Source organism: Danxiaibacter flavus, assembly GCF_041060425.1.
Lineage (GTDB): Bacteria > Bacteroidota > Bacteroidia > Chitinophagales > Chitinophagaceae > Danxiaibacter > Danxiaibacter flavus.
On record NZ_JAULBC010000004.1, the window covers coordinates 368,960 to 393,592 of the forward strand.

Genomic DNA, 24,633 nt, shown 5'->3' on the forward strand with positions numbered 1-24,633 from the left:
GCGATGCTTTTATAAAAATTAAAAACGCAAAAAGTAGTTAATTTTTTGCGTTTTATATTCATTACGGCGTTGGCTTTATGCCTTCCGCACAATTTTAATTTTGCACTTTCAACTCACCTTTTAAAAATTTTTGCCAGTCTTCCAATATTTTCCCTTTAAGCACACGTGGAAATTTATGCTGACCTCCTACTTTTCCTTTTGCAGTCATAAAGTCCATAAACTTCTCTTCACTCAGCACATCAAGAAAAACTTCCTTCAAAGCACTACCACGTTCAACGGCATAATCATCGTTCAGCTCTTTAAGCTTCTCATCTATCTTCAATCTCAACTGTTCGGCATTTACGCGATCGTTGCAAGCCACATACCAATGGTGTGCAAAGAAATTTCCATAAGGGATGCCTGCAACCGTAAATTCAGGAATACAAACATTCAGTTCCTCACCGGCCAGCTTCACTGCCTTGTTCATGTTTTCAACACTCAGGTGCTCGCCAACAAGACTTAAGAAATGCTTGGTTCTTCCCGTGATCACAATCTCGCATCTTTCCTTGTCAACAAAACGAACTGTATCTCCAATCAGGTAACGCCATGTGCCGGCACTCGTGCTGATCAACAACGCATAATCTTTTCCTTCCTCCACTTCGTGGATCATCAACGCTTCCGGATTTTGTACAAGATCTCCGTTGGCATCAAAATTCTTATCATTAAATGGAACAAATTCGAAGAAGATATGCTCATTGGTCACCAGTCGCATCCCTTTTCCATGTTGCCTGTCCTGGTAAGCGAGAAATCCCTCGCTTGCGAGATAAGTTTCAATATAAGAGATCGGTTTGCCTAATAATTTTTCAAATCCTTTCTTGTAGGGTTCAAAGCTCACGCCACCATGCACAAAAAATGCAAGATTGGGCCACATATCATGTATGCTTTCCAATTTGTATTTTTCAATGATCATTTCCATACACATCTGAATCCATGCGGGAACACCGACAATAAATCCGATATCCCATTCCGGCGCCTTCTCAACAATTTCATTCAGCTTCTTGTTCCAGTCTTTTTCCTTGGCAATTTTTTTACCCGGCTTATAAAATGGCTGGAACCAGAATGGTTGCTTTTTCGCTGTTATACCACTCAGATCGCCGGCGTAATAACCAGTACCTTTTTGCAGCTGGGTGCTACCTCCTAACATTAGCCAACCTTTACCAATAGATTTTACAGGAATATCTGTGTATGTGCGTAAGCTTAAAAGCTGTTTGATCATTACAACTTTATTGCCTTTCAGTAAATCGTTTGTAATGGGAATATATTTACTGGCAGCTTCGCTTGTACCGCTACTGAGGGCGTAGAATTTAATTTTACCGGGCCAACATACATCTGGTTTGCCCTCAAGTGTTCTGTGCCACCACTCATTATATATTTTATTATAGTTATATACGGGAACAAGCTCCTGGTATTTCTTTCCAACATGCTTACTCATCAGTATCTCATCAAAGCCGTACTTCTGTCCAAATTCAGTAAACCGGGCTTTGCGAATCAGCTTCTTGAGCACCTTTAATTGCTGGCGTCGCGGATTATTCTGGGGCAGCCGCAAAGTCTTCAGTATGGAATTGGGTAGTTTTATATCGAATATTGCCATAAAGCAGCAATGTTATTTATTACTTATCAGATTAAAGACGAAACTAAGGGAAATTAAGCCAAAACTAATCACTGTTTGTGAAATATCGGGGACTTCATAACTCATACACACTAATCTGAAATGTTGTTTATAAAAGGTGTTTTAAAAGAAATCATTGCAAAAATACTTAATAACTTCCATACAAAAGTCACAAAGCACTGTTAGCTATCGCCATGCCGGTTGTATGCCTTTAAACTAATCATATTTTAAACCGGAAACAAGCCATTGTACACAAATTAGTTTGAGCTTTACGGTTGATATTCAATATTGTCCGGCAAAACAAGCTTAAATTCAATATAAATAAACGGAACTGCCAACGTTTTGGATACACTTGTTACGATATACGCGTCGCATCAACTAAAACTGAGATCATGAAAATCAAACCACTGGGATCACAAGGCGTTACAGCTTCTCAATTAGGATTAGGCTGCATGGGCATGAGCGAGTTTTATGGAAGCCTGAACGATGAAGAATCAACTAAAACCATTCATCGTGCGCTTGAGTTAGGCATTAATTTTCTGGACACGGCAGATATGTACGGGCCTTTTACCAACGAGATTCTTGTCGGGAAAGCTATACAACACAAACGCAGCTCCGTAACGCTCGCAACAAAATTCGGAATAGTGCGGGATCCGAATAATCCGATGAAAAGAGGCGTTAACGGCAAGCCGGACTACGTTAAGCAGTCCTGCGAAGGGAGCCTCAAACGATTGAATACAGACTATATAGACGTGTATTATCTGCATAGAAAAGATCCCGATACACCGATTGAGGAAACGGTTAGCGCCATGGCAGAGCTGGTAAAGGAGGGAAAAGTGCGCGGCATTGGCCTGTCCGAGGTATCAGCAGAAACCTTACGAAAGGCCCATGCAGTATACCCTTTGACCGCTTTACAAACTGAATATTCCCTCTGGAGCAGGGATCCGGAAGACGGATTGCTGCAAACCTGTGCCGAATTGGGCATTGCATTTGTCGCATATAGCCCGCTTGGCAGAGGCTTTCTCACCGGCCAGATAAAGAAATTTGAAGATCTCGCAGAAGATGATTACAGGCGCCACTCACCAAGATTCCAGGGAGAAAATTTTGACCGCAACATTCAGCTGGTACATAAACTGCAAAGTCTTGCAGAGAAAAAAGGCTGCACAGCATCCCAGCTGGCTCTCGCATGGGTAATTGCACAAGGTGATCACATATTTCCCATTCCCGGTACCAAACGCATTAAGTACCTGGAAGAAAACGCCGGAGCACCTGGTGTTACTTTCGGCAAAGAAGAGCTTGATGAAATTGATCATATCGCACCAAAAGGAGTTGCTGCGGGAGAACGCTATCCGTCGGCAGCAATGGGCAGTGTTAATAAATAGGGACATAAAGCCGGGAGCGTTAAACCGCCTGCCCGTAAAAAGATCTGAAATATCAAAAGCCCAACGAGTAGTAAACACAGGTTGACAGACAAGAACTAATCGATTGCATCTTATTTAATAATTTTAAATCAGAGGCAACCTTGCAAAATTGGGTTACGTATTACTACAACAAAAACACCACATTATACAGTTTTGGAAGACCTGGTACATATAGTTAACGGTTGTATTAATAATGAGCACAAATATCAAAAATTGCTCTATGAGCGGTTTTATGGCTATGCGCTTAAAGTTGTATTCCGTTACATTTACAGGTACGAAAAAGCTGTGGATACCGCAAACGACGGTTTTGTAAAAATATTCAGGAACTTCAACCATTTTGAATATTCCAACAATGGCGACCTGGAAAGAATGCTGATGGGATGGATGAAAAAGATAATGATCAATACTGCTATTGATGAATTGCGCAAAACGAACCTTGTGCCTGAAATAAGGGGATTGGAAGATCACGCATGGGATGTTCAGGATAGCACACCTTCAGCAGAACAACAATTATTATACAAAGAGCTTATAAGCCAGTTGAGGAATCTTTCGCCTGCGTATAGAGTAGTATTCAATATGGCAGTTATAGATGGCTATTCTCACCAGGAAATTGCAGATGCGCTGGGCATATCGGCCGGCACGTCCAAGAGCAATTTGTTTAAAGCTAAAGCTCAATTACAAAAAATTTTAAATAAACAAAACACTGATATGAAAGGATTGATTTATGCAATCTCTAAATGACGATATGGACGATCTGTTCCGCAAGGCTGCAGAAAATTACCCATTGAAAACAAACAATGCAGACTGGGACAAGGTATTAGAGCGCCTGAACGCTCCTAATGCGCCATTGCCCGAACCTGTTGCAAAAAAGAATGATGGTTATAAAAGATTATTGTGGCTGCTATTGCTGATACCGTTGGCTTTTGGTGTGAAATTAATTACTGACAGCTCATCAAAACACGGAACACAACGGCTTACACAATCAGCTAACAAAACAAATACAGGCAACAACCATAGTGGCGGCAACAAAGGCGAAATTGTAACGGAAGAAAAAAGCAATACAAATAACGCAATAGCAGTGACTGCTGAAAAAAATGCTGCGGCACAATCCGGCAATCAATCAAAAACATCAGCAGATAACAATGCTGGAAAGAAAGACGCGAACGTATACACTTTGCAAAAACTGCCGGAAATAAAACGTTCTGTAGAAAACAACAATAATGCGGAAGGTATTTCAAATGACGGACAACAAAAGAGTACTGATAAAGGAAATAGTAAAACGCAGCCAGAAGCAAACAATAACCCGGATAACACAAATGTTACGAACGGAACAAATACAACGTCCGGTGTAAATAATTTACCGAACCCAGTAAGTACAGTTCCTGCCGCTGCGGCGGCAAGTGCCGGCAGTGCTGTTCAAACGCAACAAACTACACCGGCAGAAAACATTGCCGGCAACAAGGATACAGGCAGTAAGGCTAATATTGAAGATCAGCAAAAACAAGTGGCATCCGCAAAGAATGTAAAAAAGAAAGAAACTTATTCGTTACAAAAAGGTGTTTATCTAAGCATTATCGGAGGACCGGATTTTAGTACAATTAAGGGACAAAATGTTGATGTGGGTTATAGCATAGGCTTATTGGTTGGCTACAGGTTCGCCAAAAAATTCAGCGCTGAAGCAGGGCTTTTATGGGATAAGAAAAGTTATTACTCAGACGGGAAATATTTCAAAACAAACAAAATTAATCTTCCCGATTATGTAACCATTCTAAATGTGGATGGCAATTGTAAGATGATAGAGATCCCTGTTAATGTACGGTACGATTTTGCTACACGGAAAAAAGGTAGCTGGTATGTTACGGCAGGATCATCCACTTATCTGATGAAGAAAGAAGATTACAACTATGACTATAAGCGGTACAATACGGCGTACACGGGTTACAAAGAATACTCAAATTCAGCAAACAACTGGTTTTCGATAATTAATATAAGTGCCGGCTATGAAAAGAAGATTGGTAAAACCAGCGCTATAAGACTTGAACCTTATATCAAAATTCCGGCATCTGGTGTTGGCATTGGCAGTATGCCCATTACAAGCTTTGGTATATACGCAGGTTTTACAAAGCAATTCAAATAATACAGAACATTATTAATTAGAATAGTATGCGAAAAAGAACAATTTTTTTCGTAGGTATAATCCTTTGTCTTTTGGCGACTGGTATAGCATACTATCTGTACCAGAAACCAAGAACAAACCTTGCGCATGTTTCAGCCGATTACGCCATTCAGGCTCCCGAGTTGTTTAATAAATTTCAGCAAAATGAACCGGAAGCTAACAAGCAGTTTCTGAATAAAATCATTAGTGTAAAAGGCGCCGTGCAAAGCGTTCAGCAGTCAGGAGGAAATACAGTTATTGTACTTGATGCAGGCCCTACTACAGGCGGTATTAATTGTAGCATGGCAAGTGCTCCTGCGGACGTAGGCTCATTAAAAGAAGGAGACTCAATACAGTTGAAAGGAAGATGTACCGGCTTTTTGATGGATGTGAATATTACTGATGCAGTAATAGAAAAATAAACTGGCTGATAGCAACACACATTACACACGCCGGTTGACTACCGGAATAACAATCTTTAAGAATGGTATTTGTAAAAACAGCTCCAGACGCTGAAGGGGATTTTTTGCGCTGTTTCAAACAAAAACGAACCATCCCATAAATATAACATACACCATGCGAATGAAACATGCAGGAGCAACAATTGTGATAGTAGCGGCAATATTTTGGTTGTCGTGCTCCAAATCCAACGAGACGGAATTCAACAACAACAATAATCAGTGCGACACTGTGAATATGAAATACGCTGTGAATGTGCAACCTATTCTGCAAAGCAATTGCTATAGTTGCCATTCTACTGCAATTGCGACTCACGGTGTTATCCTGGATACATACAGCGGAGTTAAACAACAAGCGGATAATGGTAACCTGCTTAATGTTATTAACCATGCGCCTGGCTATCCGGCAATGCCTTACGGTTTACCCAAGCTGTCTGAATGTAACATTAACATTATTACTGACTGGGTTAGAAGAGGTGCTCCAAATAACTAGCAGAAGAAAGACACAGCGACATGTTCGCCTAATTTATTCAAAAGAAAATTTAAACTCATGAAAAAAATATTATTTGTAATGCTGGTGGCCATTGGGTTCAGCCAGTTTGCACATGCCCAGATATATATCACAAGAACAGGTTATATAGGCTTTTTCTCCAAAACGCCGATGGAAGATATTAAAGCAGAAAACAGCCAGGTATATGCCGTTATAGATGTGGCAAAAAAGAACATCGCATTTGCGGCGTTATTGAAAGGATTTCTTTTCAGAAAGCAATTAATGCAGGAACATTTTAATGAGAACTACGTTGAAAGCGACAAATATCCAAAGGCTACATTCTCCGGAACTTTTAAAAGCAATGAGGATGTTACACAGAATGGTGTACATAATGTTGATGTTTCAGGAAAGATCTCGTTACATGGTGTAGAAAACCCGGTAACAACAACAGCTACGCTTGAAATGAAAGATGGCAAGCTCACCGGAAAAGCACATTTATTGATGGTTCCGGGCGACTACAACATTCAGATACCGTCGTTAGTAAGGGAAAAAATCGAGAAAGAAATTAAAGTAGAGATTCTTATTGAATGCTCAGCAACAAAGTAAACAACAATACTCATCGCTTATAATACAACATGTTTGCATGAAGTACGATTTACGAAGCCTGCCCGTATGAAACATTCAGGCGGGTACGAAGTACCTGATCCTGAGACGCTATATCTTCTTAACATCTTACCTGTGCAGCATTGATAACGAATAATATTCCCCGGCAATGTCAGCCGGAACAATTATAAACAGAACAACCATGCGCAAGAAAATATGCTATATCCTTCTATCCTCGTTGTTTTTATCAACTGCGGTTTTCAGCCAAGACTCTACATTGCTGAATATGCTTACTGATTCAATGACTAACCAGGGTGATAAGGGAATTGTTACGCAAACATTCAAAGCAACGCAAATTATTAACCTTCCAACGGTAGAAGCACCAAAGAGGAACAATATGCAGTTCTTAATCATGCACCGTTTTGGAAAGATCAATGACGGAGCTTATGAATTTTTTGGATTAGACAATGCCGATATACGGCTGGCTCTTGACTATGGAATAACCGACAGGTTTGCCATTGGTATAGGTAGAAGCTCTCTTGATAAAACCTTTGACGGATCGTTTAAATGGAAGATCCTGCAGCAAAGCAAACGTATGCCCGTTACAGTGAGTCTGTATGAACTGATCACCAATACAACGCTCAAGTATGAGGACAAACCTTATCTTGATGCTAAACTGAGAACGGCTTATACATCACAACTATTGATCGCAAGAAAATTCTCACGCAATCTTTCTTTGCAATTTTCTCCTGCGTGGACACACTATAATCTTGTGCCGACACCTGAAGACAAGAACGATGTAATTACTTTAAGCATGGGAGGAAGAATGAAAATCACCAAACGGATGAGCATTAATGCAGAGTACAACTATATATTGCCAGACCAAATTGTAAGCACTACAGCCTACAACTCGCTTTCTTTAGGACTTGACATTGAAACGGGTGGCCACGTATTTCAACTGGTATTCAGCAACACACAGGGGATGATTGGCCCGTGGTATTTAACCAAGACCAGCGGAACCTGGGGCAACGGTGATATCTATTTTGGTTTCAACATCTCCAGGTCTTTCAATTTTAATAAAGAGAAAGAGGCGAAGAAATGGTAAGGAATACAGTGAATAGTCAATGGTGAATAGTGAAAGGTGAATCCTTTTTATTATTTGCGAGTTGAAAAAAAAGGAAAAACTTTCTAAAAAATACAATTACACAGAGGAATACAGGAGAAGACACTGAGAACACAGAGACTGACAAAAACTCAGTGCAACTCTGCGAAAAAACTCCGTGTCCTCTGCGGTTAATTTTCTCTCATTACAAAAGCGAACTGCCATCGATAATTGTGCGGCAAGGTTTAATGTTAAAGGCAGTTCGTTTTTTTCAAATTCGCTACCTATTCTTATCTTTCCATTCGCACATCTGCACATTCTCACATTTGCACATTCGCACATCTGCACATTTACCTACTCATTCAGTGCAGAAAGTGCATCAAACTCATCAGCCAGCTTTACACTAAGCCTTTCAAATATCGGGAAGTACTTCATGTACACGGCATGATCTGATTTTCTGGGTTTATAAGGTTCCGGGAGATCTACTGTTTTTGCTGCATCCTCCAGTTTGGCATATGCGCCAATTGAAGTTGCTGCGATAAGAAAAGCACCAAGTCCAATACTATTGGAATTGTCTTTTACACTCACCGGTTTGTTAAACATATCTGCCATCATTTGCGCCCAAAATGGCATAGAGGCGAAGCTTCCGTTAACGGACAGGCTATTTATTGACCGATGTTCTTCAAGCGTCTTACCAATGCTGTATATCTCATACATAATACCCTCGATTGTTGCCCGCACAAAATGCTGCTGCTCATGTTTAAAGTTGATGCCAAAATATACGCCACGCGCGTTTGCATTCCAGATGGGCGCACGCTCGCCCAACAAATAAGGTAGAAAAAGCAATCCATCTGACCCTGCTGCTACCTCGTGCACATCCTGCATAAGATGCGCAATACAATCATCAAGATCATATGCATTTTTAAAATCACCGAACTGCCTCGCGAACCACTCGAAAATTACACCACCGTTATTGGTGGGGCCTCCGGATACGTAATAATTTTCATCCAGCAGGTAATTAAAAAAACGCTGCTTCTCATCTTTAAGTACTTCTTTGCCAACAACCCTTACAGCTCCACTTTGCTCGATGGTCACCGTAGCCTTTCCTTCACCCCAAACACCAGCACCGAGTGTTGCAAGGCATCCATCACTCGCACCTGTAATAATCTTTGTTGTTGCCGGCAGGCCAAGCAAATTCTGAAATTCCTTTCTCAGCCTTGCACTGTTATAATATACAGGCACTGCATCAGGCAAATTATCTGTACGTATGCCTGCGTAGCGCAACGCATCTTCTTCCCACTTTAAAGAATGAATATTAAATAAGCCAGTGGCAGATGCGAGACTAAAATCAATATTTAATTCACCGGTTAATTGTTGAATGATATAACTCTTTACAGAAAGAAATTTGCTCGTCTGCCGAAAACGATCAGCATCATTATTCTTCATCCATGTGATCTTGATCAATGGCGACATGGGATGGATAGGTGTTCCCGTGGCATCATAAATCTTTTTACTTTCAGCAGACTGTTTAAGCAATGCTGCTTCTTTCTTCCCTCTGTTATCAGACCAGGTAATGGCGTTACCTAACGGAACACCATTTTTGTCAACAGGCAATACACTGTGCATGGCGGCACTAAAACAAATTGCAGTAACAGCATATTTAGCCGGATGAATTTTTTCGTTGAGAAAATTCTTCAGCACAAATAATACTGTAATAAATATCTGCTCCGGATCCTGTTCACTATAATCCGGCTGTGTATGAAAAGTGGGATAAGAGCCTTTGGCGGTGCCGATAACTTTTTTATCCATATCAAAAGCAAATATTCTAACGGCGCTTGTCCCCAGGTCTATAGTAATGATGCACTCCATAAATTAAAAATTAGTTATTAAGCTTTGATATTGTTTTTTCTGAACTGGCTCGGGGTGTAACCCGTCAATTTCTTAAAGGTGGTTGAAAAATGTTGGGATGAATAAAATCCTGTATCCAGCGCAATGTCAGTCATGTTTACATCCGCGCGCTTCAACAACCGGATGGCTTCTGAAATACGGATGTTGATCAAATAGTTTAACGGAGAGAACCCTGTATAACTTTTTACTTTCTCTGTAAAAGCCGTATTACCGAGACCAACAATGGCGGCCATTTCAGCAACCGTCCACTGATGAGCAAGATTCTCACGCAAGAGTTGTTCGAGTTTCATAAATGTTTGCGGAAAGTTTCTGTACGGATTATGTTGTCTTGATAGTTGCCTTGCAATTGTAATAAACAATTCTTCCACGAGTTGTTTAACACGCACAGCGTATCCAATCTCCTGGTTAAAAATTTCGCTTTCAAGTAGCTTTAATATCTCTCCGGTTTGATTTAATCTTGGTAGCACGGGCTCCTTATTCCGAAGTAAAACTTTTTCAATTGTCCGTTTCTCTTCATCGTCAAAACCATGATCATACAATACATTCAAATGGATATCCAGCCATGCAACTATTCCAATATCCAGTGCATCGTTGGCACCTCCTATAGAACTGCCGGGAAGTATCATTGCTGTATCTCCCGGGTATAACACATAGTGCTGTCCGTTAATCACCCAATCAAATTTTCCTTCGATAATATAATACACACAAAAGCTGTCCTGCTGTTGCAACTGAGTAAACGATCCAAGCTGAATGGTTTGATTCTTTTTTAAAACGAACTCGACGATATATGGAAAATGCACAAGTTCCTGCGATTGGTTATGTTGCAAATGGAACTGGTTCATATAGCCGTAATCTTTTGGTTATCCTGCTTATTAAAAGTAAGTCAACACCATTTCCTTATGATCAAAAGAAGGCATCATAAAGGAAATTGCATTGAAAGCAATCTGTTAGTGGTTGTACAAATTAGCACAAAAAACAAATCACCGGCGCATGCACAAATTAAATATGAATAAAAATATTTTTGTGCAAACGGCGTCACTACGCATTAACGTTAAACATACATTTATCCTTTATAAAATTCACCGCCGTATTTTATTGGAAGTTTTTAAGCTATAAGTTATTCTATTTTACAGCAACGGTTGCTCCGTTTTTTCATTAACTGCCATACCCATTACATCATCCAAAACGATTGTATTATGTGGAATCTCTTTAAAACAGGGGCCACCCCCACTGTAAAACAAACGCTCTTATTGCTGGTATTTGCCTGTTGCGGATTGTTTGCAGCAGCACAAACTATCCGCGGAAATATTACCGATCCCGGTGGAAAGCCGTTAGCCGGAGCTACGGTACAGGTAAAAGGAGGTAACAAAGCAGTTACCGCCGATTCATTGGGTCAATATGTAATTGAAGCTTCCAATTACGCAACATTGATATTTACACATGTAGGTTACAATATGCAGGAAGTAGCTGTTTCAGGAAGAGATGTTGTAAATGTAAACCTCGCGAGCAACACGCGTAATCTTGATGAAGTTGTGGTAACGGCCCTGGGTATCCGCAAGGAGACCAAACGCCTGGGATATTCTACCGCCACAGTAAATACTGAACAACTGACGACAACCCGAACAGTTAACCTCGGTAATAGTCTCCAGGGTAAAGTGGCAGGATTGAACGTGTCGCCACCAACCGGAGGACCGGGTGCGTCTTCTAAAATACGCATCCGCGGGCAGTCTTCTTTCGGAGGCAACAACTCCCCGCTCATCATAGTGAACGGCATACCTATTAATAACAGCGCCATATCTGCTGGGGGCTCTGCAGGCAATGGAACCGGCAACCCAACGGGTGGCTCTTCCGATCAGGGAGACGGTCTGCAAAGCATCAACCAGGATGATATCGAATCAATGACTGTGCTTAAAGGTGCTGCAGCAGCCGCACTGTATGGGTTTCGTGCAAAAGACGGTGCCATTATCATCACAACGAAAAGTGGCCGCGTGGGTAGCGGCATAGGCATAGAAGTCAACTCCAACTTCCAGGCAGAACAAGCACTTGATTATACTGACTTTCAGTATCAATACGGGCAAGGTGAATACGGCAAACGCCCAACAACTGTTGCTGAGGCTCAAAGCTCCGGTGTACACAGCTTTGGCGAAAAATTTGACGGCAAGCCAACACCGCAGTTTGATGGTTCTACACAACCTTATTCGCCCAATAAAAACCGTATAAAAGATTTTTATGAGACGGGTACCAATTGGACAAATTCTATTGCTTTAACGGGTGCTAATGACAAAGGACATTTTCGCATTTCATTCGCTAATACAGACGCAAACGCCATCATACCTAACTCAGCGTATCATAAGAAAATATTCAATGTAGGTATCGGCTATCGTTTTACTGAAAAATTATCGGCCCAGTTAAATGCTAACTACTCAAACGAGAATAACCAAAATCCACCGCAGATAGGCATCCAGGACATGAATGCCAACACAACCATTTATACAATGGCCAACAGCATTAATGTAGCATGGTTAAAAAATTATACAGATGCTAACGGCAATGAAATGCCGCTGGCAAGATTTACCAACAGAAACAATCCTTACTGGGTTGCATTGCATCGTTTTGAGAATGTAAAAAGAGACAGGATTTTTGGAAATGTATCGCTACGTTACCAATTCACAAAATGGTTATATGCGCAAGGACGCATAGGACAGGATTATTTTACAAGACCCTACAACTATGATCGCCCAACAGGCACCAGATCTATAGCGCCCGCGCCATCAGGCTTCAACGGTTATTACTACCAGGATGTTACCACATTCAGGGAAAGGAATATGGACCTGTTGATCGGCGCCAACAAAACTTTTGGAGACTTCGGCGTTGACGTTACCGTTGGCGGTAACCAAATGCAACAGATCTACGATAATATGAGTACAGCAGTTACCAATTTCTATGTACGGGACCTGTACACTATTGGTAATGGCCAGATCAAAAATCCCAACTACTCATACGCAAAAAAGAAAGTAAACTCGATTTATGGATCGGCAGAATTTTCTTACAAAAACTTTCTCTATGTGAATGTTACTGCACGTAATGACTGGTTTTCAACCCTGAATCCCAACTCAAACAACTATCTCTATCCTTCAGTTAGCGGAAGCTTTGTATTTAGCGAAGCACTGCATACGCCAGCATGGATCAACTTTGGAAAACTTCGTGTAGCGTATGCGGAAGTTGGGGGCGATACGGATCCTTATTCAAACAATCTTTACTACGCAATCAATGCGAATCCTTTTAACGGCACAGCATTGGGTAACATTAATGGAACAGTTAGTCCTAATGCAAATCTGCGTCCGTTAAAAGTAAAAGAAGCGGAGGCCGGGATTGAACTCAGAATGTTTGACAACAGGGTAAATCTTGATTTTGCAGCTTATAGAAAAAATACAGTTGATGAAATTTTGAACGTTGATATATCAGCAGCATCAGGCTTTAATCAAACCAAAGTAAATATCGGCGAGCTTCGCAACGAAGGTTTTGAAATGCTCTTAAACCTTGTTCCAGTTAAAACAAAAACATTTAGCTGGGAAACAGGCATCAACGGAAGTTACAACGTAAGCAAAGTGCTTGAACTTGCAGGTGGCCAGCAAAGATTTGATGTCGGCACCGGCGAATTCTTTGGCTTTGTATCTCATGAAGTAGGCAAACCACTGGCTTCATTAAGAGGATTTGATTATAAACGTGATGCGCAGGGAAACATCATAACGTCCGCCGGCTTGCCGATACAAGGTAACCTGGTGACTTACGGAAGTGCCATTCCAAAATGGGTGGGCGGTTGGTTGAATACTTTCAACTATAAAGGTTTCAGAATTTTTGCACAGATTGACTTTAAAGCCGGTTACAAAATTCTTTCCAACTCCAACCTCAACTTCCTGAGAGAAGGTTTGTCGCAGCAATCATTGGTTGGCAGGGAAGGTGGAGTAACATTCAACTCAGTTAACGCAGATGGTTCAAAAAATACAACCAGTGTAGAAGCAGAAACTTTCTATACAGCTTACAGAAGCACAGCCATAGCAACACCGTTTGTGTACGACGGAAGCTTTGTAAGATGGAGAACACTTTCTGTTGGTTATGACTTTACACGATTTATGAAGAAAACACCATTTAAAGGACTGACCGTTTCACTACTTGTACGCAATGTGCTGATGATTAAAAAATACATCGACAACCTGGATCCTGAAGCGCAGGTATCATCATCAGACAATTTACAAGGAATAGAAACCCATACGCTGCCAACAACACGTGGCTATGGCATTAACCTCAATTTCAGGCTGTAAAAGTTTAACATGATCGTCCCACATCATAAACTAATTATTATGAAAAATAGCATCATCATATTTTTTCTCACTGCTCTTGTATTTGGCATTGGCGGATGCGATAAAGATTTTGAAAAGGTAAACACCAATCCCGTTCTGGCAACGTCGCTGGATCCGGGATACCTTTTCTCCAACGCAGAATTCAGCACCGCCATACAAACCACCAACTATCAAAGCCAGATAGTACAACAAATTGTCACACCATATACAGGCGTGCTTGAAGGCGGTAATCATAATATTGTTTACGATCCCAACAGTAATACATTATTTAACTCTTATTATGTAAACAATGGTAGCGGTCCGATAGTATTATTAACTACGGTATTGGATCAAACAAAAGACAACGCCAACAGAAGCAACCTGTATAATATGGCAAGGATCTGGCGCGCAATGGTCTTCCAAATATTAACCGATACTTACGGAGACGTTCCTTATTCAGAAGCAGGACAGGCTTATCTGAAAAGCATTAACCTTCCCAGGTACGATGATCAAAACGCTATTTATGACGACTTGCTGAAAGAAGTAAGCGAAGCAACAAAAGCGCTGGATGCGTCGAAGCCAACTGAATCAGGAGACTTATTTTACAAGGGTGATATTGGTCAATGGAAAAAGCTCGGCAACTCATTGCTTCTGAGGATAGCCATGCGTTTCACCAAAGTTGATGCAAACAAGGCTAAGCAATACGCCGCAATGGCAGCAGATCCGGCAAACGGCGGGTTGATGGAACTCAACAAAGACAATGCTTACATTGCTTTCAACAGTACATTCAACAATCCCTCCGGGAATTACTTCCAGGGAACTGAACGCGGAAATATTTATCTCGGGAAACCATTTGTAGATTATCTTAAATCCACTAACGATCCCCGGCTTACCGTGATTTCAGTTAAATATGAAACGCCGTCAAATCCACTTGGAACAACAGGCGCAGAAAATACCAACCCGGCAGATCAGAATGGTATGCCTTTCGGTTATAATGAATCAACAATAAGCACCGAGCCAAATTATCCCGGCAAAACAGGTGCCGCATTTAACTATGCGCAATTGAACAGACGTACACTCACCAAGATAGACGCGCCCGAGTTCTTTATCACAAGCGCTCAAACACAATTATTACTCGCAGAAGCAGTTACACGTGGGTTTGTTTCTGGTAATGCTGCGGACAATTTTTCAAAGGCAATTGCACTGCACATGCAACAGTTGGCAACATATGATGCACTCGCAACCATCGATCCCAATGCCATTGCGGCTTACGTTGCAGCAAATCCATTGAACAATGCAACAGCCCTGCAGCAGATCAATACGCAATACTGGATCGCATCTTTTCTTAACGGATCTGAGGCATGGGCCAATTTCAGAAGAAGCGGTTTTCCTGCATTAACGCCCAACCCATACCCCAATGCTGATCCTGCCGTAAAAGGAGGCTTTATTCACCGTCTTACTTACCCTGTGCGCGAATTATCCGTAAATTCAGATAATTATAACGCGGCGGTGGCAAGAATGGGAGCGGATAATATGGCCACCAGGTTATTCTGGGATAAATAAACAAGCCATCATACCCCGCTGTTATTAGAATAGCTAAAATAACCATATGATAAAAAAACTGCTTTCATTTCTAACATTTTGCAGCGTGTGTGCTTGCATAAATGCGCAGAACGTTACACTATCGGCCGACCAGATAAAACAACTTACACCAGACTGGAAAGGCGAAAGAACACCCGATGGACGTCCTAAAGTTGCTGACAAATATTTGGACCGCCTGAAGAATATTGCGCTTGAAGAAGCCTGGGGCATTCTTCGCAACAAAGGTTTTCAAAATCAGTTTGAAGGTGAGTGGATGGTGATACGGCCTGACTCCGCAATGGTGGGTCGTGTTGTTACCGCACAGTACATGCCCTCCCGACCGGATGTAGACAAGGTAATTAAAGACAAAGGCAAAAGTGAAGGACGTATCGGAGCTCCCAACTCCTGGCCAATTGACGTGCTCAAAAACGGAGACGTATATGTTGCAGACAGCTATGGAAAAATAGTTGACGGCACGCTGATAGGCGACAATCTCGGCAATGCCATCTTCGCAAAATCAGGCAAGGGTGTAATTTTTTATGGTTCTGTCCGCGACATTGAAGGCCTTGAAGAAATCAAAGGATTCAATGGCTGGATAAAAGGATATGACCCATCTTACATACAACAAATGATGCTTACAGGCATCAATATACCCATACGCATAGGACGGGCAACCGTATTGCCAGGCGATGTCGTACTCGCGAAGAAAGGCGGCATCATATTCGTGCCGGCATACCTTGTTGAAGAAGTTGTGTTGAATGCAGAATTTATTCAGCTGCGCGACCAGTTCGGACATCAGCGTTTGCGCGAAGGAAAATATACGCCCGGCCAGATAGACGCACAATGGACCGATGAGATAAAGAAAGACTTCCTGAAATGGATAGACGAAAACTCGGGAAAGATTCCCATGTCAAGGCAAGAGCTCGATCAGTTTATGAAAGACAGAACGTGGTAGGTAGCTGTCAGCTATGAGCTATGAGCTTTCAGCGATTGTCGCGGAGATTTGAAATTTGAAATTGAGATTGCTTGATTACCACTTTGCTGTTACGCTTTTGGCTTTGAGCTTTAGGCTTTGGGCTTTGAGCTTTGAGCCTTAAACTTACGCTCTACCACCTTTCACTATTCACCATTCACTATTGACTTTTAAAACCATTCACCACCAAATCACCACATCATGACTCCCTCACAAAAATTTCTTGAAAAGATCGGGTTGAAGGAAGAAGCTGAAAACAGTGCGCCACCTGTGGAAGCTGCCATCGCTCATGAAAATAGCAGGCGCTCCTTCCTGAAAAAATCAACATTGGGTGGCATTGCACTTGGCGCCTTTATGTTTGCGCCGCTGGAAGATACCCTGGCGCAGGCTACACAAAAGGTGAACCGTAATTCCAGTGCATCTGATCTGAAAATAACGGACATGCGTTATGCAACCATTATGAACAGCACGGGAAGATGCACGATCATTCGTATAGATACCAATCAGGGCATTTCGGGTTATGGAGAAGTAAGAGATGGTGCAGACTGGCGTTATGCTATGTTTTTGAAAAGTAGAATTATGGGTATGAACCCATGCAGTGTTGAACAGATCTTTAAACGCATCAAACAATTCGGATTTCATGGCAGACAGGGCGGCGGTGTGTGCGCGGTTGAAATGGCGCTCTGGGATCTTGCCGGCAAAGCATATGGCGTACCGGCGTATCAATTACTTGGCGGCAAATACAGAGATAAAATAAGGCTTTATGCAGATACACCTGAAGAGGAAGATCCGGACAAATTTGTTGCAAAACTGAAAGAGCGCCTCGAAGACAAAGGATTCACTTTTCTTAAAATGGACCTGGGAATTGAAATGGTAAGCAAAATTCCCGGTACAATTGTAAATGGTAAAGTATGGGACAATGTTCAGCGTCAATGGAGCATGGCACCGATGAGCTACGGAGCAACGGAACACCCCTTTACGCAGGTGCAGGTTACAGACAAGGGTCTGGATGAAATGACCAAATACATTGCCCGCGTAAGGGACGTGATAGGATACGAGGTTCCGCTTGCATCCGATCACTACGGACACTTTGATATGAACAATGCGATCAGGTTGGGCAAAGCCGTAGAAAAATACAGGCTTGCATGGCTGGAGGATATGATACCATGGCATTTTATGGATCAGTGGAAAGAAATTACGCGCGCCATTGAAACACCTACCAATACAGGCGAGGATATTTACCTGAAAGAAGATTTTATCAAGCTGATAGATATCCATGCCACTGATCTTGTGCACCCAGACCTGGCGACTTCAGGAGGTTTGCTTGAAACGAAAAAGATTGGTGATTACGCAGAAGAAAAAGGTGTTGCCATGGCGATGCACTTTGCAGGAACGCCGGTCAGCTTTATGGCCAATGTTCATTGCGCTGCTGCCACGCAAAATTTCGTGGCGCTGGAACATCATTCGCTCGATCTGCCATACTGGGTTAACCTTATGAAAAAAGTAAATGGGAAACCATTCTTTGAAAAAGGCTTTGCAGATGTTCCCGACTCACCAGGACTTGGTATAGAATTGAATGAAGATGAAATGAAGAAACATCTCGATCCCGATAACAAAACCTGGTTTGCACCAACGCCGGAATGGGATACGGTGAGATCGTGGGACCGATTGTGGAGTTAGTTTTTTAACCATGGAGACAGTTACGACACGATGAGTCACAGCGATTTTTGCCCCGTCCGATCCGGCACGGGCGGGCACAAAGACGTAAAGACAAAAAGAGGCACAAAGAGGTAGGCATAGAGTTTTTAAGAAGCGCTAATGCGCCGGGAAGATGATGATTTTTTGAAACACGGAGACACGAGTGACACAGCGATACACAGACTTTATTGTCACAAAGACACAAAGCCTCGTTGAAGGACAAAAGGCTGTTTCTTTGCGTCGCTGCTTCTTCGCGAGCTTTGCGTGAAACCGGCTTATATGCAAATATTAATTGGGCACAAAACCACTTTTCGTTAAATTACTTATCGTTTATGATCCGTTAACTAAGCTGGAGCGGTTAAAAAGGACGTAGACAAAACGAATGAAGTTAATGGTTCGGTCCTGGCCGGGCCATTGCTTCATTCAAATGTACGATGGTAGATGTACGATGTCGGATGTACGGTGTAAGATGTAAGATGTACGGTGTAAGATGTAAGATGTTTGATGTGAGGCAAAGGGTACAAGGTTAAAGATCAAGATTTGCCAACACCTGATACCTGATACCTGACACCTCAAAGCTCAAAGCTAACCGCTGACTGCTAAAACCTAGATTGCATGCAATTTTCCAAACATTTTTACAGCACAATATTTTACGCATTGGCGGCTATGTTTCTCATTGCGTATGGTATTATTTTTTTTACCGGTTACGCTAATGCAGGCGGTTGGCTGCTCATGTTATTTTTTGTAAGTCTTGCCATTGCCTTTCGCGGTCATCATCTGTTGAGAGGCTTTTCATATACAGTTGTAATTCTGGCAGCTGTTAGTATGGCCATGTATTACCCCCAACATTTTCTAAAGGTTGGCGACTTCAAATTATCTCTGCTGATCGTTCCGCTGCTGCAGGTTATTATGTTTGGAATGGGAACAGAATTGAGTCTGCAGGATTTTGTGCGGGTTGTAAAAATGCCCAGAGGGATTATTGTCGGCGTGATATGTCACTATACCATTATGCCATTGATCGGATTTGCACTGGCCAATATTTTTAGCTTTCCACCAGAAATCGCTGCAGGCATTATTCTCGTTGGTTGTTGCCCGAGCGGTCTTGCATCAAATGTTATGAGTTATATGGCGAGAGCAAACCTTGCATTGTCTGTTTCTGTAACAACTGTATCAACACTGCTCGCGCCTTTTCTTACTCCGCTGTTAATGAAAATTTTAGCAGGAAGTTTTATTGAAGTTCATTTCTGGACAATGCTATGGGACATCACCAAAATTGTCATCTTCCCTATTTCTGCAGGGCTTATTTTTAACCACTTCCTGCATGGAAAATTCAAATGGATTGATGCGGCAATGCCTTTACTTTCAATGGCCGGTATTGCGCTGATTATAGTAGTTATTACTGCCGCAGGAAGGGATAGTCTTCTCAAAGTAGGCGCACTGCTAATACTTGCTACGCTGTTACATAATGTTGCAGGATTTTTCCTTGGCTACTGGTCCGGCCGGTTGATGAAGTTCTCTGAAAAAGATTGCAGGACAATTGCCCTGGAAGTCGGTATGCAGAATGCAGGCCTTGCATCAGGCATTGCATTAACCATGGGCAAGCTTGCAACGGTTGGACTTGCACCCGGAATTTTTGGACCTATGATGAATGTAAACGGATCACTACTTGCAAGCTGGTGGCACAACCGGCTGCCAGGCGAGGATGTAGCATCTGAAGAACAAGCTTTAAAAACCACCGAGAGCTCGATTTAATTGACAACTCCTGCCCGACAGACGTCATTCAGGCGGGGAAAATTGAAAATTGACAATGATGTCCCTTCGGGCTGATATCGCTTTTTATCGTAAATCAAACCACAGATTGCACAGAGTTTTTTTCACAGTGTTGCACTGAGTTTTAATGGGATATTATATAGCGCATTTAGTACACTGTAATAAACACCTGCATTTTCTGTGCTTCAGTGCCTCAGTGGCTAAAAAAAATCTCCTGTGCAACTCCGTGACCAAACTCCTTTAACTCTGTGGTTAAATACTCGCCGTTATTCATTTGCATATTTGCACATTCACCCATTCAATTAATCTTCCTTCTTTTCCTCCGTCTCTTCCAGCTTACCGGATTCTTTGCTTCTCTTCAACTTTACAACCGGATTTTCCTGGGTGCCTGAAACCGTAAACGGTATGCCGAATATACCAAACGGTGGTAACCCTATTCTTCCGCTCAGGTTCAATCTTCCATCAAAGCTTACCTGCCCTTCAAATCTTGGGCGGAAGCCAAATACGCGCATTTTTGTCCGCTCTATGGTGATAATATTATTCGAGATCGTCGACTTGATATCCACTTTTGAAAGATCAGGATTGCTTAAACTATCCCTGTTCGTTTCCTTACTAACAGCGCTAAATAACTTAAGTCCTTTTACTTTTACTTTTTGCAAAGACAAGGTACCGCCGCCTTTTAATGAAGGATAAACCGGCATCATGTTTTCGTCCAACTTTCCGCTTAGCGTATAATTTAGAGAAACAATTCCCTCTGCATTAGCCGCGGAGCTCGCCATATCATGAAACAATTGTATTTCATTATACGCTTTCTTAACATCAAAATTCTGCGCATCAATATGGTAGTCGAACACTGCTTTTTTCGGAGACAACGTCTGGTACGTTGCATTCATCGAAACAGGAGCATCAATCAACGTAAAACCCGTTTTATTCAATTTCAGTTTGCCACTATCGACCAGAACGCCACCTTTAAAATTCTTTAGCTCGATGCCACTATACATAACACGGTCCGCATTTGCTGTAAGCTGTAATGACAAGTTAGCAGGAATAATAACAACGCCAGAAGGCTGCGTGGAAGTTTGTTTTGAAGTGGTTGTTGATGAATTATCCGCAAAAGCCATAAACTCATCCACCAAAAAGTATTTCGTATTAACATCAAAGGTACCTTTTAACGGCGCGTCTGTTTTCGTAGCGTAATTAAGAATATTTTCAAGATATCCTTGCAACACAACAGCTGTTTTGCCGTAGCTGGCATTAAAATTATTCATCCATATTTTATCCTGGTCAAAACGGAAATTGCCGGACGAAATAACAAAAGGCATTGGGAACAAGTCAGATGTAAATGCAATCTTTCGCACATCGATTGTGCCATGATTATTCAACTGATCGTAACGTCCCGCAGTTGCGTCTGCCTGCGTACCTGCCAGGGAAACATTGGTTTTAACATAGCCATCAACATTGTATCCATTTATAGCAAATACCTTGTATATCTTGCCGAGATCAATAATACCACGGGATGTTACAACATACCGCAGGTTATCAAAATTACTGAGGTCTGCTCTTAGCCTGAACGGCTGTCCTTCAAAAGAAAATGAGATGGGCTTAATGTTTACATTAAGATCCTGCATTGTACCTTTTGTTGTTTTCACCATCGCGTCTACCTGGATCTGATCTATTGGAGCTGGATAGTATTTCGTTTTCACAGCGCCATCATTTAAAACAATTTTTGCACTTGTGACAGGTAATAATTTTTTCGAAGGATTATAATATCCCTTCGTTACCAAGTCGATGTTCAGTGCACCTTTCAGATCAATACTGTCAACAGGATAAAACTGCTTAATACTCGCAAGATCGATCACTGATTGCAGTTGGGCATTCACCGGGTAATCTTTCGCACCGCTCACATGCACAAAACCTTTTAAGAAATTATCAATAGCCTTTACCTGGATATCGGCGATATCAACAGATGCATGATGAATGTTGTTGTCAGGACATGATGCATTAATATCAAAACTTATTTTATCTATGGCATGAGGAAGTGATGCATATTTAAAGTAGCCGTCAGTTAGAGATGACGTCAATTTAAAAACGGGAACACTTGTAATAACGGTGTCCACTTGACGAAGACCGCTTTTTACCACACCCCTGGCATATTTTCCGTCGGCAGTACAATTTAGCCTGTACTTTCCCTTTATTGCAAAGGACTTGACACCAAAGGCCCTGTTCCATTTTTCAAGATCCATATCAGCCCTGATGGCGGCCTTTATGTAAGGTTCATTTAACCCTTTTAGTTGTATAATGGAACTGAAATAATCTTTATCAATATTAAAAAATATAGAATCAATATTTACCGATAAGCTATCGGGACTTAACGATGGCAGCTTTGTGTCGAAGTTCAGGAAAAGATTCGTGACAGGTGAAGGCGCATGATTGTTTGCGATATAGCCGTCACGTATTTTAAGATTAAATCCAAGATCAGGCATTTTGTTTTCTTCAACAATATATTTCCCAGTCAGGTATGCATCCATTTCCGTTTTACCTCTTACATCAGTGCTATCCAGCCATCCGGCGTATTGGGGAGGCAATGCGGTAAATACATCATGAAGATTTGTTGTACGCGAGATCAACCTGAAATCCATATTATATCCCTTCTCCAGGAAGTCGAACTGTCCTTTAAATGCAACCGGAAGCGTATTAATGAGCAAGTCATTTTTTTCAAAGCGAAGCTCTAGTGAATGTGTGTTAATTTTAGTGACCAGATCTGCGGATACTTTCTTCGAAATGATGTATGGAGTATAATCATACACCAGGTCAAATGATCCAATCTCCATTTTTGAATAAAGATCAAATACAGATTTTGACAGATCGCCTTTACCGGTGTAATTGAAATTGTCTGCGCTGATCAATATAGGTATCGACTGATCGTCGTAAAAAAGTTTACTTTTTTCTATCTGGATCTTTTCAATTTTCAAAGAAGCGCTGCTGCTGTCATTTGGATTGACAGATGCCGTTGTATCCGACTTATACACATTGTAATTTGCCTGTCCCTTATCATTCACTAAGATCCGAATAGCAGCATTTGAAAGATAAATTTCATTTATATTGATGCTGGACTTAAACACGGTAGAAAGATCTACGCCAAACGCAACTTCTTTTGCTGCGATCAGTGTATCCTGGCTGTAAGGAGCAGATCCTTTCAGCGTAAAATCATACAAAGTGAGTGTAAGCGAAGGAAAGTGTTTAAAGAATGAAAGCCTCGCTTTTGAAAAATTGAGTTCACTTGTAATAGCATTGTTCGCCCACGATTTTATTTTTTTGGAAACAAAGCCCGGGAAGATCATGGGCAGAAGAAACATTAGCAACACAATACTGCCTATTACAATGCCTGAAGTCTTAAGTGTCTTTCGTAAAATTTTTCTACCTGAAATTTTCATAACCTGTAAACTGCCTTGAAAAAACTGTATTGAACAATTTAAATGGACGGGTTATCATAGGGAAGATCAATCGTTTTTATGTGCTACGGATGATTGAATTTAAGTTTTTGCTTCCTTTTATGCAATAGCAAATTTAAAGACAACAACCGCTAGCTCATTTCTTTTCAAACAACCACCAAAAACGCCTGCGCTGCCCTACTTTAAAATTACCGGAGATGTACTTGCTTATGTGGTTAATTGCATCATCCATATCATCCGTAATTAACACAAGTTTCATATCCTGAGCCGATATTGTTCCCTTTTCTATAAGGCTGTTCATGTACGCCACCAGCTCAGTATGGTATTCCGTTCCATAAACCACAATAGGAAAGTCTTGTATAACCTGCGTTTGCACGAGCGTTAATGTTTCAAAAAACTCATCCATCGTACCAAACCCGCCGGGCATAATAATAAAAGCATAAGAATATTTTACCAGCAACACTTTTCTTACAAAAAAGAAATCGATATTGAGCGATTTATGTAAATACGGGTTTGCATGCTGCTCGTGAGGCAACACTATATTAACACCGACAGACATACCATTGTTCTCGAAAGCACCTTTATTTGCCGCCTCCATTATTCCTGGTCCACCTCCTGTCATTGTTGTCATTCCCATCGCAGCTATGCGTTTTCCAAACTCGACCGCAGCTTCATAGTATTGATGTCCCGGCTTAAACCGTGCGGAACCAAATACGGTAATACATGGTCCTACAAAATGCAATGTTCTGAACCCCTTAACAAACTGTTTTACAACACGCCACATAAAAGTAAGCTCATACATCCTGGGTTTCGGCCCTTCGAGGGATACATCCGTTCTGGCAGGGATAATTCTGGTAGGAACACTTTTCACTTTTTCCATATCTGCAAAATCAATACAAATTATGTTAATGATGAAATAATTTTTTTTGAAAACCACGGAGGCACGGGCGACACCGAGAAACACGGCGATCTTTTGCCACCAAGACAGAAAGAACACGAAGGGACACTAAGTAAGCTTCTTTGTGCTGCTTAGT

17 protein-coding genes are annotated in these 24,633 nt (G+C 41.5%); 12 read left to right on the plus strand and 5 right to left on the minus strand.

The features are described 5' to 3' along the window. Positions 1–94: 94 nt before the first annotated feature. Positions 95–1,630: a GH3 family acyl-acid amido synthetase gene (locus QTN47_RS14220; protein ID WP_369330059.1), complete on the minus strand. Its 1,536-nt coding sequence runs from the start codon at positions 1,628–1,630 to the stop codon at positions 95–97. 410 nt (positions 1,631–2,040) lie between these two features. Here QTN47_RS14220 and QTN47_RS14225 point away from each other — a divergent pair, with 410 nt between their 5' ends. The 7 genes from QTN47_RS14225 to QTN47_RS14255 all read left to right on the plus strand — a co-directional run bounded on the left by QTN47_RS14225 (position 2,041) and on the right by QTN47_RS14255 (position 7,880). Continuing rightward, positions 2,041–3,030, plus strand: coding sequence for an aldo/keto reductase (locus tag QTN47_RS14225; RefSeq protein ID WP_369330060.1), 990 nt, complete (start codon positions 2,041–2,043; stop codon positions 3,028–3,030). A gap of 192 nt (positions 3,031–3,222) precedes the next feature. Next, a complete protein-coding gene (locus QTN47_RS14230) occupies positions 3,223–3,810 on the plus strand; it encodes an RNA polymerase sigma factor (RefSeq protein ID WP_369330061.1) in 588 nt (195 codons plus the stop codon). Next, entirely contained in the window at positions 3,794–5,206 is a 1,413-nt protein-coding gene (locus QTN47_RS14235) for an outer membrane beta-barrel protein (RefSeq protein WP_369330062.1), read from the plus strand. Before QTN47_RS14230 ends, QTN47_RS14235 begins: the two co-directional genes overlap by 17 nt. A 26-nt stretch (positions 5,207–5,232) precedes the next feature. Next, a complete protein-coding gene (locus tag QTN47_RS14240) occupies positions 5,233–5,646 on the plus strand; it encodes an OB-fold protein (RefSeq protein ID WP_369330063.1) in 414 nt (137 codons plus the stop codon). A gap of 160 nt (positions 5,647–5,806) precedes the next feature. Then, positions 5,807–6,175, plus strand: coding sequence for a hypothetical protein (locus QTN47_RS14245; protein WP_369330064.1), 369 nt, complete (start codon positions 5,807–5,809; stop codon positions 6,173–6,175). Positions 6,176–6,232: 57 nt separating this feature from the next. Then, a complete protein-coding gene (locus tag QTN47_RS14250) occupies positions 6,233–6,778 on the plus strand; it encodes a YceI family protein (protein ID WP_369330065.1) in 546 nt (181 codons plus the stop codon). 199 nt (positions 6,779–6,977) lie between these two features. After that, entirely contained in the window at positions 6,978–7,880 is a 903-nt protein-coding gene (locus QTN47_RS14255; protein WP_369330066.1) for a DUF5777 family beta-barrel protein, read from the plus strand. Between the two features lie 351 nt (positions 7,881–8,231). On the opposite strand, the gene QTN47_RS14260 is transcribed toward QTN47_RS14255, so the two are convergent. Together QTN47_RS14260 and QTN47_RS14265 are read right to left on the minus strand one after the other, a co-directional pair. Then, positions 8,232–9,746: a gluconokinase gene (locus QTN47_RS14260; protein WP_369330067.1), complete on the minus strand. Its 1,515-nt coding sequence runs from the start codon at positions 9,744–9,746 to the stop codon at positions 8,232–8,234. A 17-nt stretch (positions 9,747–9,763) separates the two neighbouring features. Then, positions 9,764–10,627 carry an AraC family transcriptional regulator gene (locus QTN47_RS14265; RefSeq protein ID WP_369330068.1) on the minus strand — a complete coding sequence of 288 codons (864 nt, stop codon included), beginning with the start codon at positions 10,625–10,627 and terminating at the stop codon, positions 9,764–9,766. A gap of 354 nt (positions 10,628–10,981) precedes the next feature. On the opposite strand from QTN47_RS14265, the gene QTN47_RS14270 reads away from it, so the two are divergent. The 5 genes from QTN47_RS14270 (at position 10,982) to QTN47_RS14290 (ending at position 20,129) form a co-directional block, all read left to right on the plus strand. Beyond that, positions 10,982–14,107 carry a SusC/RagA family TonB-linked outer membrane protein gene (locus QTN47_RS14270; RefSeq protein ID WP_369330069.1) on the plus strand — a complete coding sequence of 1,042 codons (3,126 nt, stop codon included), beginning with the start codon at positions 10,982–10,984 and terminating at the stop codon, positions 14,105–14,107. Positions 14,108–14,146: 39 nt separating this feature from the next. Next, a complete protein-coding gene (locus QTN47_RS14275) occupies positions 14,147–15,688 on the plus strand; it encodes a SusD/RagB family nutrient-binding outer membrane lipoprotein (RefSeq protein WP_369330070.1) in 1,542 nt (513 codons plus the stop codon). Positions 15,689–15,734: 46 nt separating this feature from the next. Continuing rightward, positions 15,735–16,661 carry an RraA family protein gene (locus tag QTN47_RS14280; protein ID WP_369330071.1) on the plus strand — a complete coding sequence of 309 codons (927 nt, stop codon included), beginning with the start codon at positions 15,735–15,737 and terminating at the stop codon, positions 16,659–16,661. Between the two features lie 219 nt (positions 16,662–16,880). Next, positions 16,881–18,359 (plus strand): mandelate racemase/muconate lactonizing enzyme family protein, encoded by a 1,479-nt coding sequence (locus QTN47_RS14285; RefSeq protein ID WP_369330072.1) that lies wholly within the window; start codon positions 16,881–16,883, stop codon positions 18,357–18,359. A 633-nt stretch (positions 18,360–18,992) separates the two neighbouring features. Beyond that, positions 18,993–20,129, plus strand: a complete 1,137-nt coding sequence (locus QTN47_RS14290) for a bile acid:sodium symporter family protein (RefSeq protein WP_369330073.1) — start codon at positions 18,993–18,995, stop codon at positions 20,127–20,129. A gap of 320 nt (positions 20,130–20,449) precedes the next feature. On the opposite strand, the gene QTN47_RS14295 is transcribed toward QTN47_RS14290, so the two are convergent. Both QTN47_RS14295 and QTN47_RS14300 read right to left on the minus strand, forming a co-directional pair. Continuing rightward, entirely contained in the window at positions 20,450–23,581 is a 3,132-nt protein-coding gene (locus QTN47_RS14295) for an AsmA family protein (RefSeq protein ID WP_369330074.1), read from the minus strand. Positions 23,582–23,735: 154 nt separating this feature from the next. Beyond that, a complete protein-coding gene (locus QTN47_RS14300) occupies positions 23,736–24,479 on the minus strand; it encodes an LOG family protein (RefSeq protein ID WP_369330075.1) in 744 nt (247 codons plus the stop codon). Positions 24,480–24,633 lie beyond the last annotated feature (154 nt).